Annotated in this window: 10 protein-coding genes and 1 pseudogene; 7 read left to right on the top strand and 4 right to left on the bottom strand. The window is 63.0% G+C overall.

Annotated features, from left to right (window positions below; translation table 11 throughout):
- The 3 genes from FB009_RS11330 to FB009_RS11320 all read left to right on the top strand — a co-directional run bounded on the left by FB009_RS11330 (nt 1) and on the right by FB009_RS11320 (nt 5,145).
- On the top strand, nt 1–3,186 hold the full coding sequence (locus FB009_RS11330; RefSeq protein ID WP_011974276.1) for an efflux RND transporter permease subunit: 3,186 nt from the start codon (nt 1–3) through the stop codon (nt 3,184–3,186).
- 182 nt (nt 3,187–3,368) lie between these two features.
- Nucleotides 3,369–4,562 (top strand): succinyl-diaminopimelate desuccinylase, encoded by a 1,194-nt coding sequence (dapE, locus tag FB009_RS11325; RefSeq protein WP_024325029.1) that lies wholly within the window; start codon nt 3,369–3,371, stop codon nt 4,560–4,562.
- On the top strand, nt 4,549–5,145 hold the full coding sequence (locus tag FB009_RS11320) for a hypothetical protein (RefSeq protein WP_011974274.1): 597 nt from the start codon (nt 4,549–4,551) through the stop codon (nt 5,143–5,145). Before dapE ends, FB009_RS11320 begins: the two co-directional genes overlap by 14 nt.
- Nucleotides 5,146–5,198: 53 nt before the next feature.
- Here FB009_RS11320 and FB009_RS11315 read toward each other — a convergent pair.
- A pseudogene (locus tag FB009_RS11315) lies at nt 5,199–5,743 on the bottom strand (Pycsar system effector family protein).
- 130 nt (nt 5,744–5,873) lie between these two features.
- Between FB009_RS11315 and FB009_RS11310 the strand changes: the two are divergent.
- Entirely contained in the window at nt 5,874–9,470 is a 3,597-nt protein-coding gene (locus tag FB009_RS11310) for a FecR domain-containing protein (RefSeq protein WP_028054030.1), read from the top strand.
- Nucleotides 9,470–11,422 carry a CHASE2 domain-containing protein gene (locus tag FB009_RS11305; protein ID WP_011974271.1) on the top strand — a complete coding sequence of 651 codons (1,953 nt, stop codon included), beginning with the start codon at nt 9,470–9,472 and terminating at the stop codon, nt 11,420–11,422. The genes FB009_RS11310 and FB009_RS11305 overlap by 1 nt, the downstream gene beginning before the upstream one ends.
- A 54-nt stretch (nt 11,423–11,476) precedes the next feature.
- Here FB009_RS11305 and truA read toward each other — a convergent pair whose 3' ends face one another.
- The 3 genes from truA to def all read right to left on the bottom strand — a co-directional run bounded on the left by truA (nt 11,477) and on the right by def (nt 13,755).
- A complete protein-coding gene (gene truA, locus FB009_RS11300; RefSeq protein ID WP_011974270.1) occupies nt 11,477–12,220 on the bottom strand; it encodes a tRNA pseudouridine(38-40) synthase TruA in 744 nt (247 codons plus the stop codon).
- On the bottom strand, nt 12,220–13,155 hold the full coding sequence (fmt, locus tag FB009_RS11295) for a methionyl-tRNA formyltransferase (protein WP_011974269.1): 936 nt from the start codon (nt 13,153–13,155) through the stop codon (nt 12,220–12,222). The genes truA and fmt overlap by 1 nt, the downstream gene beginning before the upstream one ends.
- A 75-nt stretch (nt 13,156–13,230) precedes the next feature.
- Entirely contained in the window at nt 13,231–13,755 is a 525-nt protein-coding gene (def, locus tag FB009_RS11290; protein WP_011974268.1) for a peptide deformylase, read from the bottom strand.
- Between the two features lie 139 nt (nt 13,756–13,894).
- On the opposite strand from def, the gene FB009_RS11285 reads away from it, so the two are divergent.
- The gene (locus FB009_RS11285) at nt 13,895–15,094 is read left to right on the top strand and encodes a DNA recombination protein RmuC (protein ID WP_011974267.1); all 1,200 of its coding nucleotides are present in this window, start codon (nt 13,895–13,897) and stop codon (nt 15,092–15,094) included.
- Between the two features lie 100 nt (nt 15,095–15,194).
- Nucleotides 15,195–16,115 (top strand): ribokinase, encoded by a 921-nt coding sequence (locus FB009_RS11280; RefSeq protein ID WP_011974266.1) that lies wholly within the window; start codon nt 15,195–15,197, stop codon nt 16,113–16,115.
- The last annotated feature ends 70 nt before the right edge of the window (nt 16,116–16,185 follow it).

Here is a 16,185-nt window from a genome sequence, read left to right as displayed (position 1 = left end):
ATGAATTTCTCACGCTTCTTCGTCGACCGCCCGGTCTTCGCGGGCGTTCTCTCCGTGATCATCTTCGTCGCGGGCCTGATCGGCATGACTGGTCTGCCTATTTCCGAATATCCGGAAGTCGTGCCGCCGCAGATCGTGGTCAGGGCGCAATATCCGGGCGCCAATCCGGCCGTCATCGCCGAAACCGTCGCCACACCGCTGGAAGAGCAGATCAACGGCGTCGAGGGCATGCTCTACATGCAGAGCCAGGCGACCGCTGACGGCCTGATGACCCTGACCGTCACGTTCGAGCTCGGAACCGATCCGGACCAGGCCCAGCAGCTGGTGCAGAACCGCGTCTCGCAGGCTGAGCCGCGCCTGCCCGAAGAGGTCCGTCGGCTCGGCGTCACCACAGTCAAGAGCTCGCCCGACCTGACGCTCGTCGTGCACCTGATTTCGCCGAACGGACAGTATGACATCAATTATCTGCGCAACTACGGCGTCCTCAACGTCAAGGACCGGCTGGCGCGGGTGGACGGCGTGGGGCAAGTGCAGATCTTCGGCGGCGGCGACTATTCGATGCGCGTCTGGATCGACCCCGAAAAGGCGGCCGAGCGCGGCCTGGCCGCGAGCGACATTGCCAATGCTGTCCGGGGGCAGAACGTTCAGGCCGCCGCCGGCGTCATTGGCGCTTCGCCGTCTGTTCCGGGCCTCGATCTTCAGCTCTCCGTCAACGCCCAGGGGCGCCTCAAGACACCCGAAGATTTCGCCGACATCGTCGTCAAATCGGGCGAGGGCGGTGAGATCACGCGGCTCGGCGATGTCGCCCGCGTCGAGATGGGGGCGGCGGACTATTCGCTGCGCTCGCTTCTCGACAACAAGGCCGCCGTCGGCATGGGCGTCTTCCAGGCTCCCGGATCGAACGCCATCGAGATATCCGAAAACGTCCACAAGGTTATGGCCGAGCTGAAGCAGACCATGCCGGAAGGCGTCGACTACGAGATCGTCTACGACACGACGCAGTTCGTCCGTGCCTCGATCGAGTCGGTCATCCATACTCTGCTCGAAGCAATCGCGCTCGTAGTCATTGTCGTCATCGTCTTCCTGCAGACCTGGCGCGCCTCGATCATCCCGCTTGTCGCGGTACCCGTATCGATCGTCGGTACCTTCGCGGTGATGTATGTTTTCGGCTTTTCGATCAACGCGCTCAGCCTCTTCGGCCTGGTGCTGGCGATCGGCATCGTCGTCGACGACGCCATCGTCGTCGTGGAGAATGTCGAGCGTAACATCTCCCAGGGTCTCTCGCCGGTACAGGCAACCTACCGCGCCATGCAGGAGGTTTCCGGGCCCATCATCGCGATCGCGCTCGTGCTCGTCGCGGTATTCGTGCCGCTCGCCTTCATCACCGGGCTCACCGGCCAGTTCTATCGCCAGTTCGCGCTGACCATCGCGATTTCGACGGTGATTTCCGCACTCAACTCGCTGACGCTCTCGCCAGCGCTCGCTGCCCTTCTTCTGAAGGACCACCACGCGCCTAAGGACTGGCTGACGCGAGTCATGGACGGATTGTTCGGGTGGTTCTTCCGAGGCTTCAACCGCTTCTTCGGAGCGAGTTCCGAGGCCTATGGCCGCGGCGTTGGTGGTATTCTCACCCGCAAGTCGCTGGTCATGGGCGTCTATGTCGTCCTCCTCGGCGTCACCTTCGTGCTCTTCCGCGCCGTGCCCGGCGGCTTCGTGCCGGCCCAGGACAAGCAGTACCTCATCGGCTTTGCGCAGTTGCCGGACGCAGCGACGCTCGACCGGTCGGAAGACGTCATCCGGCGCATGAGCGAGATCGCGCTGAAGCACCCGGGCGTCGAGCACGCCATCGCATTCCCGGGACTGTCGATCAACGGCTTCACCAACTCGTCCAATTCGGGCATCGTCTTCGTCTCGCTGAAGCCGTTCGAGGAGCGCAAGACGGCCGAGCTTTCGGGCGGCGCCATCGCCATGCAGTTGAACCAGGAATTCGGTGCGATACAGGACGCCTTCATTGCCATGTTCCCGCCGCCGCCCGTGCAGGGTCTCGGTACGACCGGCGGATTCAAGCTGCAGATCGAAGACCGCAACGGCCTCGGCTACCGGGCGCTCGACGACGCGGCCAAGGCCGTCCTCGCCAAGGCAATGGCGGCCCCGGAACTGGCCGGACTCTATTCGAGCTTCCAGATCAACGTGCCGCAACTCTATGCCGATCTTGACCGCACCAAGGCGCGGCAGCTCGGCGTGGCGGTGACGGACGTTTTCGAAACGCTGCAGATCTATCTGGGCTCGCTCTATGTCAACGACTTCAATGCGTTCGGCCGGACCTACAGCGTGCGCATCCAGGCCGATGCGAGCTATCGCAGCCATGCCGACGACATCGGCAAGCTGAAGGTGCGTTCGCAGACGGGCGAGATGATCCCCCTATCGGCTCTGCTCAACATCGAGCAGACGGTCGGCGCCGAACGGGCGATCCGCTACAACGGCTTCCTGGCCGCGGATATCAACGGCGGGCCGGCACCCGGCTTCTCCTCCGGCCAGGCACAGGCAGCGATAGAGCGGATTGCGGCCGAGACGCTGCCGCCCGGCATTACATACGAGTGGACGGACCTGACCTATCAGCAGATCCTCGCCGGCAATTCGGGCATCCTCGTCTTCCCGCTGGCGCTGCTGCTCGTCTATCTCGTGCTTGCCGCCCAATACGAGAGCCTGCTGCTTCCCATCGCGATCATCCTGATTGTGCCGATGGGCATCATGGCGGCGCTGACGGGCGTCTGGCTGACAGGCGGCGACAACAACGTCTTCACCCAGATCGGTCTTATCGTTCTGGTGGGTCTATCGGCCAAGAATGCGATCCTGATCGTCGAATTCGCACGCGAATTGGAGTTGTCCGGCAGCAATGCCGTCAGCGCCGCGATCGAGGCAAGCCGGCTCCGCCTGCGGCCCATCCTGATGACCTCGATGGCCTTCATCATGGGCGTCGTTCCACTCGTCACCTCCACCGGCGCGGGTGCCGAGATGCGCTCGGCCATGGGCGTGGCGGTGTTTGCCGGCATGATCGGCGTCACGGCCTTCGGGATCTTCATGACGCCGGTGTTCTATGTGCTCATCCGCAAAGTGTCCGGCGAACGGCCGCTGAAGCATACCGGGGCGCATCTCGAAGCCCCGCATCTCGCTCCGGGCGAGTGACCTTCCCTTGCCCCACACGGCGCCATGAACGGGCCGGACATGCGTCCGGCCCGTTCACTTTCGGCCACACCCGCATACCCGTTGGCTGATCGGGCGTGACAGCAGCCGGCCTATCGGATAAACCGGCACTCTTTGTTTCCGGCTTCGTTTCCTGGCCCACCGGCTTCGCAGGCATACCCTCCATGTTCCCGACCGATCCCGTTTCCAATCTCGCCACCCTCATTCGCTGCCCCTCCGTCACTCCGGCCGAGGGAGGTGCGCTTACGGCACTCGAATCCATGCTGACGCCGATCGGCTTCAAGGCCGACCGCATCGTGGCGAGGGAGGCGGGCACACCCGATATCGAGAACCTTTACGCGCGGATCGGCGTCGGTGGCCCGCATCTAATGTTTGCCGGCCACACCGATGTGGTACCGGTAGGCGACGAGATTGCCTGGAGCCACCCGCCCTTTTCCGCCGCCATCGCCGAGGGCGAAATGTATGGACGCGGCGCCGTGGACATGAAGGGCGGCATCGCCTGTTTCGTAGCGGCGGTCGCCCGCCACATCGAAAAGCATGGTGCCCCGAAGGGATCCATCTCTTTCCTCATCACCGGCGATGAGGAGGGCCCGGCGATCAATGGCACTGTGAAGCTCCTCGAATGGGCGGCCGCGAAGGGAGAGCGCTGGGACGCGTGCCTCGTCGGAGAACCGACCAATCCGGGCGGCATCGGGGAGATGATCAAGATCGGCCGGCGCGGCTCGCTCTCCGGCCGGATTACCGTTCAAGGGGTCCAGGGCCACGCCGCCTATCCGCATCTCGCGGACAATCCCGTACGCAGTATCCTGCAGCTCGCCCACGCACTGATGGACCCGCCTTTTGACGACGGCACGGAGAATTTCCAGCCTTCGAATCTCGAAGTCACGACCATCGATGTCGGCAATGCTGCCGTAAACGTCATTCCCGCGAAGGCGAGCGCCGCATTCAACGTCCGGTTCAACGACCTCTGGACGGCCGAAAGCCTGATGACCGAGATCGTCGCACGCCTGGATCGCGCCGCAAGTGCCGGCGCGCTCAGACCCGGCCGCGCTCCGGTAAAATACGAAATCGTCTGGAACGAGCGTCCCAGCCATGTGTTTCTTACGCGCAACGATGCGCTCATCGAATCGCTTTCAGGCGCCGTCGAGGCCGTCACAGGCCAGCAGCCGCGGCTTTCGACCACCGGCGGCACCTCGGACGCGCGCTTCATCAAGGACTATTGCCCGGTCGTCGAATTCGGTCTCGTCGGCAAGACCATGCATATGGTCGACGAGCGCGTCGCGCTTGCCGATCTCGAAACCCTGACGGGTATCTACGAAACCTTCATCGCTCGCTGGTTCGATCATGCCGCTGCTTGATGAGGTCCTTGTCTATATCAAAGGACTGTGGCTGCTGATCCAGGGGAACCAGGAAGGCTATCATTGGCTGGACATCAGCGAGAGCGGTCTGTGGCGCTCCTTCACGGCGATCCTCTGGACGCTCCCGGCGCTTGCCGTGGGCTGGGCCTCGTGGCGGCTCTATTATCTCTCGGCATTGCCGACCGGCGCGACCGTCGGCATTGCATTCTTCGGGAAGCTTCTCATCGTCGATCTCGTGAGCTGGCTGCTGCCGATCGTGCTGATTGCGCTCCTCTCGCGCCCGCTCGGCTTCTCGGTGCTGGTTGTGCCGGTGATCGTCACGACCAATTGGCTCCAGGTCCCGCTGACCTATGCAATGGCGGTGCCGGCCGCGCTTCTGCTGGTCCTCCCCGGCAGCGTCGGCATGGCCGCCCTGCTGTGGCTCCTGCTGCTCGTCGCCTGCTCCGCGCTGCTCTTCCGCCTTTTGCGGACCGTTACCGCCAACCAGAATCTGCTCGCCGCCACGCTTGCCGCGATCTTTCTGCTGTCACCGCTGATGATCATGCAGTTCCTGCAGCGCCTGCTCGGACTGATGCCGGTTTGATTGGGCTGCATTCGTGATCATCATTCGCGATGGGCAGAAGGAATCCGCGCAATCTATTTCACCGCGAGGAGACAGATAAAGGAAAGCACTGTCACGAGCAGCCCGCGGAAGGCGAAGCTGACGCAGCGGTATTTTCCACAGGCGATCGCAGCAAGCGCATCCGCATTCTCGGCATATTGGCGGAAAAGATAGGCTGGTCGCCGCTTCCCGCCGCCCGGATAAAGCTGTCGCGGTGCTTGGACCAGGCGCCCCAGAACAATGTCGTCGAGGTTGCGCTCTTCCTGGGAAGCACCACGAGGATGGCCGATATGATCGAGAAGATAGACGCAAGCGCCAGCATAGCCGAGAATACCATCGAAATGCTGCTGGCCTCCATGTAGCGATGCCAGGCAAAGACGCTGCGCCCTTCTTGCGAAGTAACCAGAAAGGCGAACATGAAAGTGAAGATATAGGCCGCTTTCTGGTCGGACGTCTTTATCTGATCGGCAAAGACGTCGTTGATCTTCCTGATGTGGTCGTAATAGGCCCCCGACGCCACCTCGGGGCCCGCTCCTTCACTGGAAGGATCGAGTCTGTACAGATTTCCCCCTGCTTCCATGCACCGCTCCCCTTTATTCCGTCTCCTCTTTATTACACCACTCCAGTAAAGAGATAGGCCCAAAACTGGGCTCTTGACTTTTCCTCCCTATAAATACACTGGATCCAATATAGGTAGGGGTATCTCACGAATGCAGGTAATAAGAACGGGGGCATTGCTTGCCGCGGCGACTCTATTTGTGCCTTGGTCTGCGTTTGCCGAGCCCGTTCCACGCCCCTCACCCGCAGCCGGTTCCGTCATTGCCCGGAAATCCGGCGAAGAGGTGCGCTTCGTCGATGTTTCCAGCTGGCGGATCGTGGATCTCGCTCAGGACCTGCTTCCCGGCGATGTGCTGCGCACCAACGCGACCGGTGCGCTCGCCGTCCTCTTCAAAGATCACACGCAGATAAGGCTGGGGCGCAATACCGCGCTGCGCGTGAAGCAGATCGGCGCGGGCGACACGAAGCTCGGCCTGGAATCGGGTACGATCTGGGCACGTGCCGAACGTGGCGGCGACGGCCTTGTCATCGATACGCCGGCAGCAGCCGCGGCCATCCGCGGCACTGACTGGACGCTCTCTGTCGGCACAGACGGCAAGACGTCACTTGTCGTCCTCGAAGGGGTGGTCGAACTCAGCAATGCCCATGGCAGCGTCACGGTGAATCAGGGTGAAGGCGCGGTTGCCGCGATCGGCAGCGCGCCCACAAAAGTCGTGATCGTTACGCCGAAAGACCGTGAGCAGATGCTCTTCCATCTGTCGCTCCGCAACGCCTTCGTCTGGATGCCGGCCACCCCTTTCAGCGTTCCCGAGATGCGCCGCGAACGGGCGCGTATCGAGACCGAGCCGGCAGCGTCCCGCACGGCGGAGGAATGGCTGACACTTTCCGAGATCTATCTGTCGCTCGATGGCCGCCGCAAGGCACTGGCCGCGCTCGCGCAGGCAACGAGCCGGGGCCTTACCGGTGCGCAGGCGGCGCGTGCCGACCTCATCAGGGCATTGATCGCCGGTTCCTCCAATCAGTACCGCGAGGCGGCGCGCCTGTTCGCGAAGTCCGAACGCGGCCTCGACCCGAGCCGACGCACGATCGCGGCCTATGGCGGCTATTTTGCGCGCGGGCTGGCTAATCCCGACCGCGTGGAAAATCCGCCGCGCGATGCAAGCGGCCGCTATGCGGGCATGGCCCAGGCGTGGACGGCAGGTTTTCGGGAAGACATCCCCGCAGCGATCGCGGTGATCAAAAGGGCTGAGCGGCAATATCCTGATGATCCCACTTTGCCCGCTGCCCGCGCGCAGCTCGCGATGTTGCTGGACGACCGCGACGAGCTTCGCGACGGCGTCGAGCGGGCGCTTTCGATCGATCCCGAAGATCCGACTGCGCTCGAGGCGCGTGCCCATTACCGCTATCACATCGACAACGATCTCGAGGGCGCCCTTTCGGATCTGAACCGGGCGCTGCAGACCGCGCCCGGTTCCTCGTCCATCTGGAATGCGCTCGGTCTGGTCCAGGGCGCGCGCGGCGACAATCGGGCCGCGGAGGCCGCATTCAAGCAGGCGATCGCGCTCGATCCGCTGGATCCTGTCTCTCACGCAAACCTCGCAATACAATATCTGGATGAAATGCGAATGGCCGAGGCGAAGCGCGAGATCGATACCGCGCTTTCGGTCGATCCGTCCTTCGACGTCGCGCTTGTGGCGCGCGGCCGCTATCAAATGCAGAACGGCGATGTTGACAGGGCGGTCGAAGACCTTCTCGCCGGCTCGACGGCCAACCCGGCCTATTCGAACGCACAGCTCCTGCTTGCCGCCGCCCATTACGAAAAAGGCGACCGCATCCCGGCAGCTCAGGCGCTCGACAATGCCGACCGGCTCGACCCGAACGACCCCGTTGTAGCGACGGTCAGAACCGCGATAGCAATCGACGCCTATGATGCCGACGCGGCCATTCTCAACGCTCAGGAAGCCCTGCGCCGCACCCGCGCCAAGGGCGGCGACACGGCGGCACTCGGGGCCAATCAGGAGCAGGGCTCGACACTCAACGACGCCTTCCGCCTGCAGGGGCTCGATGCCTGGGGCCAGTATTACGGCGATGCCGTCTTCGATCCTTTCACCGGCGCGAGCTATGTAGACCAGGCGGTCCGCGGCAGCGTCAGTCCCTTCTTCAACAGTTATGATTTCGCCGCCAACGCCATCACCAACACGGTCAATACGACGAGCTTTTCCGCTCTCATCCAGGGACTTCTGATCGAGCCGCACATGCTCGCCAGCCGCGAGCGAACGGTCAACCTGCTGCGTTCGCCCTTTTTCGAAACAGAGATCGGGGGTGGATTCATTGCCAATGAGGACCATACCGGTTGGGTCGGCGAAGCCGCTGTTCGCGGTTTCACGGTTTCGCCGTTCCCGATCAGCGTCTATGGCACGTTTCAGTGGGAGGAGCCGCGGGATACGTTCGAGTCCGACGGCTTGCGCGTAGAACGCGAACTGCGGATTATAGGAGGCAATGGTTATGTTACGGCCAGCCCGACGCCCGACGACCGCGTCGTTGCTTTCACCAATTATTCGGACGTCGACGATGCCCGGGAGTTACTGCCGGTCCCGCTGCAAGTCGAGATTGGGGACGACTCTTCCGGTGTGACTTCGGGGCTCGCCTGGAGTCATACATTCGGCTACCGCAGCATCGGCAACGCCGCCTTGTTTTTCAAAGAGCTCCGGACCGGAGACAGTGAAATTCAGCGCGCTGGTGGGGCTGAGATCAGCGCTGATGTCGACGCAAAAGAACGAACCTACATTGCTGCCTTGAACCACATGTATGGAGAGGGCGACCTGACGTGGCGCTACGGCGCCGAAGCCGGGAAGATAAGGTCCGACATCAGGACGATCTTAAATATTAACGTACCGCCGCTCCCTTCCGAAACCGGAACAGATTACAGATCATCCACGCAAGCGGTGGCAAAGGCCTATGTCGACGGCCTTTACGAAATCACCCCCGACCTCAAGATCGAAGGCGCGCTGTTCGCCCGTTACATAGAGGACGCTAACGACAACAATATCCGACTTGAGCCGAAGCTCGGTATCGCGTGGGCACCGGCCGAGCGGCATTGGCTGCGCGCCGCCATCCAGCGCGAGGGCTACAATTTCGGCTCTGCTACGCTTGCGCCGATCGGCATCGTAGGGCTGCAGCCCAACCAGTTTTTGATCGGCACCGACGGCTATGCCGACACGCTGGCGCTGCGCTGGGACGCAGAATGGAACGACTGGCTCTTTACGGCCGTGGACTACCAGCATCAGGAGATCCTCAACGGTTCCATCGATCTCCCCTTCTCCTTGGCTGACTTCGACTTCGAAAAAGCAAGGGTCAACCGCGTTGCACTGACCGCAAACCTCGCGCTCGGCCACGGCTTCGGCCTTTCCGCCACAGTGGCCCGCACGGAAAGCGACGATCTGTCGACGGGCCGCAGCGGCGATCTGCCCTTCCTGCCGGAAAACTCGGGTCAGATAGCGCTGACCTATGTCAGCACCGCCAGTATCAAGACGACTGTCGCCGCCAACTATATCGGCAAACGCAATGACAGTTCCACGACGCTCGATGATTTCTGGACGCTCGACGCCGCCCTCCAATGGGAACCCTTCGACAAGCGGTTCGAGGTGGAACTCGCCGGCTTCAATCTGCTCGATGAGGAATTCGAGCTGCGGGACGGGCTGCCCGGCTGGGGTCCCACGGTCAAGGGCACAGTCAAAGTGCGGTTCTGATGAAGGCCTCTCGCCAGCTTCGCCTTTCCTCCCGGCGGGCAAAGCTTGCCGCCCTGGCGGCCTTGGTAGCCGCCCTCGTCTCGCTCGTCTCGCTGACCGGTTCCTGGTCGCTCGTTGACCTGCGCGCCTACGACTATCTCTCGATCCTCGGCCGGCCAAACCTTCCGGAGGACGGCCCCGTTATCGTCGCGATCGACGAACCGTCGATGGCCGAGATCGGCAGCCAATGGCCCTGGCCGCGCGCTCTGCACGCCCGGCTGATCCAGTCGCTGAGGGCCGCCGGCGCCAGAGCGGTCGCTCTCGACGTGATCTTCGCCGAACCGGCCGCCGCGCCGGAGAACGATCGCGCGCTCGCCGAAGTCCTGGGACCCGATGTGGTGCTTGCCGGCGACGAGACGCTGATCCGGACGCCTCAGGCCGAGCAGTTCGTCCGGACCGAGCCCCTGCCCGTTTTTCTGGAACGCGGCGCCAAGGTGGGCGTCGCTTCGGTCACTCTCAGCGGCGACGGCATACTCAGGCAGATCCCCTCCTATTCGGACGGCTTCGCGACGACGATTGCAAGTGTCGCCGGAGCGGATTTGGCGCGGCCGCCGGGAAGAGCCCTGATGCAGACCTTCGGACCGGCACGGACCTATCCGACCGTTTCCTATTACCAGGCGCTCGATCCCGAGGCTTTCCTTCCGGAAGGGACGTTTCGCGACCGGATCGTCATCGTCGGTCTCAGCCTGCAGAATGCGCCGTCCATCGCGGGCGGCGGCATCGATGCCTTCGCCACGTCCGATACGGTCTTCTCGCGCGGACGCGTCGCCGGTGCCGAAATTCATGCGACGATTTACGACAATCTCGTGCACCGGCTGTTCGTCGAACAGGCCGGAGTGACGGTTGCCATCGCAGCGATCATCCTTGCCACCCTCGCCGCATCGCTTGCCGTTTTGAGATCGACGAGCTGGAAGACGCTCGGTTACGGCGCTCTCGCTCTCGCCTCGATTTTCCTTGCAAGCTACGCACTCATGCGCCTCGGCCATGTCTTCGTCTCGCCGCTTGCCCCGGCGCTTGCTTTCGTCGGCGTAGCCGTCGGGCAGGCCGGCCTCGATTACGCGGAAGAAAGGCGCCGCCGCCGCGAGATCACGCGCGCCTTCTCGCAATATCTATCCCCCGCGCTGGTGGAGCGCCTGGCAAGCGACCCTTCGCAGCTGAAGCTGGGCGGCGAAAGGCGGACGCTCACGGTCCTATTCTGCGACGTTCGTGGCTTCACCACGATTTCGGAGGACATGAAGGATGATCCGGAGGGCCTGACAACGCTGATCAACCGGCTTCTGACACCCCTTTCGGAAGCCGTGCTCAACCGGCGCGGCACAATCGACAAATATATCGGCGACTGCCTGATGGCCTTCTGGAACGCACCTCTCGACGATCCGGACCATGCCGTCCATGCGGTTCAGGCGGCGCGCGACATGCTCGCCGCGCTCGCCAAGCTCAATGCCGAGCTGGAAGCCGAAGCGAAAGCGGCGGGACGCCCACCCAAGACGCTCAGGATCGGAATCGGCATCAACACAGGCGAGTGCGTCGTCGGCAATATGGGCTCGGCCCGCCGCTTCGATTATTCGGCGCTTGGCGACGCGGTCAATCTTGCCTCGCGCCTCGAGGGTGCTTCCAAGAATTACGGCGTGCCGCTGCTCTTGGGCGAGCGGACGGCAGCGCTCGCCGCCTCGGAATTTCCGGTGGCCGAACTCGACCGCATCACCGTCAAGGGGCGCAGCGCGGTCTCACCGGTCTTTACGGTCGTCGAAGGCGCTTCGGAAGCCGAGCTCGCACGCCACCGCACCTACCTCGCCCGGAAATATGACGGCGACCTCCCCGCCGATAACGACCTGTTGGACGAACTCAAATCGGCGCTGCCGCCGCTTCGGCGTTACTATGAGCGCGAGCGGGAGAAATTCAGAGCGGGATGAGGAAAACCGTCTGCGTTTTTCCGCCGCCTCCCGAAAATCATCGTGATCTCGGCGTCAGTAATCGACGCGCATGAAATAAAGTCCGTCCGGCGGGGCGACCGGACCGCAGGCTTTGCGGTCCCGCGCCTCGAGCGCGGCTTGGAGGTTGTCCGGCGTCCATTTGCTCTCGCCGACCAGCTTCAAGGAGCCCGCGAAAGAACGGATCTGGTTATGAAGGAAGCTTTGCGCGCTGGCGCGGATTTCGATCAGGTCGCCCGTGCGCGTGACGTCCAGCCGGTCCAGCGTGCGCATCGGGCTCGTCGCCTGGCAGTTGGCAGAGCGGAAGGTCGTGAAGTCGTGATGGCCCAAGAGGCGCTGCGCTGCCTCGTGCATTGCGTCATGATCAAGCGCCTTCGGCACCCACCAGGCACGGCGCGCCTCAAGCGCCAGCGGTGATCGGCGGGAAATGATCCGATAGAGATAGTGTCGGCGGATGGCCGAGAAACGCGCGTCGAAATCGGCGGCGGCTTCCTCGACCTCCAGGATCGAAACGCGCTCGCCGGCAAGCGACAGATGCGCGTTGAGGGCGTTTTGAAGCGTGTACGGCTTCCACGCGCGGGTTAGATCGAGATGAGCCACCTGACCCCTGGCGTGAACGCCGGAATCGGTTCGCCCTGCGCCGCGGACCCGGACCGTCTCGCCCGTAAGCGACAGGACCGCTTTTTCGATCGCTCCTTGAACAGAGGGGCCGTTGTCCTGCCGCTGCCAGCCGACATAATCGGTACCGTCATATTCGACGATCAGGCGAAAGCGGGGCATCAGCCAATCCCCGCGCTGGCAACAATCGGCGTGCCGCGCAGGAAATCGGCCGCGGGGAGCGCCTTGCCGCCGGCACGCTGCAATCTCGTCAGGCGTACCGCGCCCTCGCCGCAAGCGATCGCGAGCGAACCGTCCAGCACTTGCCCCGGAGCACCCTCCCCTTGCGATATCTCCGATCCCAGCACTTTGATGCGTTCGCGCCGTCCGGCGATATCAAGTTCGAACCAGGCGCCGGGAAAGGGCGACAGACCACGGATATGATTGTGCACCTCGGCCGCCGGACGGGAGAAATCGATCCGGGTCTCTTCCTTCGAGATCTTGGCGGCGTAGACGACGCCCTCTTGAGGTTGCGGCGTCAGTGGAAGCTCACCGGCTTCGAGCCGGGCCATCGCCTCCGTCATCAGTTTCGCTCCGACCTCACTCAGCCGGTCGTGCAGCTCGCCGGCCGTCATCGTAGCGTGGATCGGCACCGACCGGGCGAGAGCGACGGGACCGGTATCGAGCCCCTTGTCCATTTTCATCACCATCATGCCGGTCTCCCGGTCGCCGGCCATGATCGCCCGCTGGATCGGCGCCGCCCCCCGCCAGCGCGGCAGGAGCGAGGCATGACCGTTGTAACAGCCGCAGCGGGTGCCCGAGAGTATCTCCTCAGGCAGAAGCAGGCCGTAGGCGACCACGACCGCGGCATCGGCACCGAAATTCCGGAAGGTTCGGCGGTCCGCGGCTTCCTTGAAGTTGACGGGCGTCAGGACCGGAATGTCGAGACGCTCGGCAGCCTGGTGCACCGGCGATTTCTGGAGATCGAGGCCGCGCCGCCCGCCGGGCCGCGGCGGTTGTGTATACACGGCGGCAATCTCGTGACCCGCCCCGGCGAGCGCAAGAAGCGTCGGCACGGAAAATTCCGGTGTACCCATGAAGATGATGCGAAGCGGCAAGTGACGGCCTCCGTCTCTTTCGATTGCCCGCGAGCGAGCGGCGGCTCCAGCTGAATGCGGCCGCAACGCGAAGGATCAGATCGCCTTTGCGCCGCGCGTTTTCGCCGCCTTTGTGAACTTGCGAATCACCATATCGCGCTTGAGCTTTGAAATGTAATCGATGAACAGGACACCGTTCAGATGGTCGATCTCGTGCTGCAGGCAGGTAGCGAGCAAGCCATCGGCCTCAACTGCCTGTTCCTTGCCTTCACGGTCGACGTACTCGACAGTGATCGCGGCCGGCCGTTCGACCTCGGCGTAGTAGTCGGGGATCGAAAGGCAGCCCTCCTCATAGACCGAACGCTCCTCGGAAGAGCGAACGACCTTCGGATTGATGAAGACGAGCGGCTGCTTCTCCTCTCCCTCCTTCGTCACGTCGAGCACCAGGAGGCGCTTCGGCACGCCGATCTGTATCGCGGCGAGCCCGATACCGGGCGCATCGTACATGGTTTCCAGCATATCGTCGGCGAGCCGGCGAATATCGGCGTCAACGGTTTCCACGGGTGTCGACACCTGGCGCAGAACCGGATCGGGAAGAATGATGAGCGGCTTGATCGTCATGTCGATCCCCATAGCCGATCTTTCCGTCGACACGCAAGAAATTTGCCGTACCCCTGGTCTCCGGCCTGATTGTGGGCACAATCTTGTTTGTTCCCGTTTTGATCTGGCCTTGCAATGCGAATCCGTTTACGTTGCGGCCATGGAGCCCATAGCTTTTTCCTTCGATCAGCCTCTATTCGTCGTCGGGACCCAGCCTGTTACGGCCGGGTGGCTCGTCACTGCCGCCGCCCTGCTGGTGGCCTTGCTCTCGGCTATTTTCGCTCGCCGTGCCGCTTCGCGTCGAGCGGTCGAGCACGACGAGAGGATGTCGGCGCTCATCGTGGCGCAGACGGAAATGCAGGGACGCGTCGCGGCCATGGCCGAGGTGTTCGGCACCCGGCAGGCGGAGTTGAACCAGTCGCTCAGCCAGCGCATCGACGGAATGACGCACCGGATCGGCGCTTCCATCAACGAGCAGACGAAGGCGACGCACGAAAACCTGCGACGGCTTCAGGAGCGGCTCGCGGTGATCGACAACGCTCAGAACAACATACAGTTGCTGGCCAAGGACATGGCGGGGCTGCAAAGCATTCTCGCCAACAAGCAGACGCGCGGCGCCTTCGGCCAATCGCGCATGGAGGCGATCGTCGCCGACGGCCTGCCGATGGGCGCCTTCGCCTTCCAACCGACGCTTTCCAACGGAGCGCGCCCGGATTGCACCATCCGTATGCCGAAGGATCAGCCGCTATTGGTCATTGACGCAAAGTTTCCGCTCGAAGCCTGGAATTCGATGCGGGACGCGGAGAGCGCGGAACAGCGGCAACAGGCCGCGCAGGCCTTCCGTCGCGATATGGAAGTTCATATCCGTGACATCGCCAGCAAATATCTGCTTGCCGGAGAGACGCAGGACACGGCCTTCCTCTTCGTTCCCTCTGAATCGATATTCGCGGAGATCCACGAACATTTCGAGGCTATCGTCCAGAAGGCGCATCGACAGCGGATCATCATCGTTTCGCCGTCGCTCCTGCTTCTGTCGATTCAGGTGATCCAAGCTATCCTGAAGGACGCCCGGATGCGCGAGCAGGCGCATCTCATCCAAAGCGAGGTTGTGCGGCTGATGGAAGACCTCTCGCGCCTGGACGAGCGTGTACGCAAGCTCCAGGGCCATTTCGCCATGACCCAGAAGGACGTCGACGAAATCCTGATCTCCTCGGACAAGCTGACCCGGCGGGGTGCCAAGATCGAGGCGCTTGAATTGCAGGCGGAAGCCGATCCGGGCGCCAAGACGGGCGAAGCAGGCGGACGCTCTATGGACGGCCGCATGGGGCAGTTGAAGCTGAGAGTGGTTGACGAAGACTGATCCTCTCGGGCACTCTCCGGCAAAAGCGTCTCGCCCTGAAATCCACAGCGATTTCGGGATGACGACATGAACAAGAAGCAAGCCGACGGGATGCCTTCACATGATCACTGTTTTTGGGTCCATCAATATGGACCTGATCGCCACGACCGCTCGCCTTCCGAAGCCCGGCGAGACGGTCGCCGGAACAGGCTTTTCCACTGCGGCAGGCGGCAAGGGAGCAAACCAGGCGCTCGCCGCGCGCCGTGCCGGCGCCTCGGTACAGATGGCAGGTGCGGTCGGGTCCGACGCCTTCGCCGAGGGAGCGCTGGCGCTGCTGAGAGAGGCGGGCACCAATCTTGATCTGACGAAGACCGTCGCGGAGCCGACCGGTACGGCGCACATCATCGTCGGCGGCGATGGCGAAAACGTCATCGTCGTGGTTGCCAGCGCCAATGCGATCGTGAGCGAGGACGACGCTGCGAGCGCGGTCGAAAAGATGTCGCCCGGCGACACGCTGATGCTGCAGCTGGAAATCCCCGCAGCCTCGGTGGAAAAGGCCCTTGCTGAAGCAAAGCGGCGGAACGTTCGTTCGATCATCAATATAGCGCCGCTGACGCCCGATGCGGCCCGCCTCGGTCGCAGCGCCGATTTCGTCATCGCCAACGAAACGGAGTTCGAGCTGCTCGCTGGGAAATCGGGCATCACCGGCACCGAGCGGGAAGAGGCGATGAAGCAGCTGCATGCAGAGACAGGTCAGTCAGTCATCGTTACGCTCGGCGCCGAGGGCGTGGTGGCGTTCCACGAAGGCGACCTCCATCGTGCCAAAGGACTGACGATAGAGCCCGTCGACACCGTGGGTGCCGGCGATACGTTCTGCGGCTATCTCGCCGCCGGCCTCGACGCCGGCCTCGACTTCGCCGAGGCTCTGCGCCGCGCTGCGGTTGCGGGCTCGCTCGCCTGCCTCAAGCCCGGCGCCCAGCCCTCGATCCCGCTTGCCGCCGAGGTCGCTGCCCGGCTCCAGAGCAATTCCGCGATTGCGTAGCTGCGAAGGTTGAACAAGACTTCTTCAATTTCTGTCCTTGTCACAGGAGCGGAAACTGTAGAATCGGGGC

It is taken from the genome of Sinorhizobium medicae (genome assembly GCF_007827695.1).
Taxonomy (GTDB): Bacteria; Pseudomonadota; Alphaproteobacteria; order Rhizobiales; family Rhizobiaceae; genus Sinorhizobium; species Sinorhizobium medicae.
This window is presented reverse-complemented; position numbering and strand designations above follow the sequence as displayed.

Coding starts and splice junctions, on each gene's coding strand:
- FB009_RS11330 (WP_011974276.1), top strand. CDS start 1: ATGAATTTCTCACGCTTCTTCGTCGACCGCCCGGTCTTCGCGGGCGTT.
- dapE (WP_024325029.1), top strand. CDS start 3,369: ATGTTCCCGACCGATCCCGTTTCCAATCTCGCCACCCTCATTCGCTGC.
- FB009_RS11320 (WP_011974274.1), top strand. CDS start 4,549: ATGCCGCTGCTTGATGAGGTCCTTGTCTATATCAAAGGACTGTGGCTG.
- FB009_RS11310 (WP_028054030.1), top strand. CDS start 5,874: ATGCAGGTAATAAGAACGGGGGCATTGCTTGCCGCGGCGACTCTATTT.
- FB009_RS11305 (WP_011974271.1), top strand. CDS start 9,470: ATGAAGGCCTCTCGCCAGCTTCGCCTTTCCTCCCGGCGGGCAAAGCTT.
- truA (WP_011974270.1), bottom strand. CDS start 12,220: ATGCCCCGCTTTCGCCTGATCGTCGAATATGACGGTACCGATTATGTC.
- def (WP_011974268.1), bottom strand. CDS start 13,755: ATGACGATCAAGCCGCTCATCATTCTTCCCGATCCGGTTCTGCGCCAG.
- FB009_RS11285 (WP_011974267.1), top strand. CDS start 13,895: ATGGAGCCCATAGCTTTTTCCTTCGATCAGCCTCTATTCGTCGTCGGG.
- FB009_RS11280 (WP_011974266.1), top strand. CDS start 15,195: ATGATCACTGTTTTTGGGTCCATCAATATGGACCTGATCGCCACGACC.